The organism is Aeromonas sp. 600724, from assembly GCF_049175135.1.
Taxonomy (GTDB): Bacteria; Pseudomonadota; Gammaproteobacteria; order Enterobacterales; family Aeromonadaceae; genus Aeromonas; species Aeromonas veronii_A.
Genome location: NZ_JAAKUM010000040.1, coordinates 1 through 1,052 on the forward strand (window position 1 = coordinate 1; position 1,052 = coordinate 1,052).

1 protein-coding gene is annotated in these 1,052 nt (G+C 54.5%); it reads right to left on the reverse strand.

The window, feature by feature from the left end; all coding sequences use genetic code 11:
- A partial coding sequence (locus tag G5168_RS20895; RefSeq protein ID WP_421252683.1) for an Ig-like domain-containing protein occupies positions 1-1,052 on the reverse strand: 1,052 nt, incomplete at both ends.

Below are 1,052 nucleotides of genomic sequence, written 5' to 3' on the forward strand. Positions count from 1 at the left end.
TAAGCCACTGATGGTGAGTTGGTAAATAACTTACCACTACCTGTATCGAAAATATCAATACATACACCAGCTAATTCACACACATTCACCGTCACCACATTACTGAAGACGTTAGCGCCATTGACGGCAACCCCTGCCCTTACTGTCGTCGTGCCGACCTTGACACCAGATACCAAGCCATTTGCTACCTGTGCGATTGTCCCATCCAACGTCAGCCATGACACCCATCTCGTTACATCAGAAGAGGTGTTGTCACTATATGTGGCCATTGCGCTTAATTGCAGAGGGGCTCCTATGGGCACAGTGACAGCCGCTGGCGCCACCGTTATCTTGGTAATGACTGCCGACGTCACATCCACATTTACCGGGTCACTGGTAATGCCATCCTTTGTCGATGTGACGGTGGTTGTCCCCACCTCTCTGCCCCTCACAGCTCCGTCAACTGTTATCGATGCTACGCCATAGTCATCAACACGCCACACGGCAAGCCGAGTGATGTCAACCTGTGAGTTATCACTGTAGGTCGCAATGGCACGCAACGAAGAAGACTGCCCTTTGGCTATCTTGACCGGGCTCGGGCTGACAGTGAGTTTGGTGATGACGGAGCTGGTAACGTGCACCGCCGCAGCATTGCTGCTTACCCCTTCCATACTGGCATTGATACTGGCTGCACCTTCACTGGCGGCAATGAGCAGGCCATCCGGCCCGACCCACGCCACGTTGTTGTTGTTCGAGCGCCATGCAACAAAGCGTGTCAGGTCTGCCTGAGTATTGTCACTGTAGGTGCCGATAGCCCGCATCGATTGGCGCAATCCCTTGGCCAGCGTCACCGAGGACGGGGTCACATTAAGCTTGCTCAGTTGAGCGGCAGTAACCTTAATAGCAGTGCCACCACTGCTCACCCCCGCAAAGCGGGCCGTCACTCGCGCATTGCCGGAGGCAACCCCTTTAACGACCCCAAAGGGCAGCATGGCGGCACTGGCCATATTGTCAGATTGCCAGGTAGCAAAGCGGGTCAGATCTGCCTGTGTGCCATCACTGTAAATGGCAGT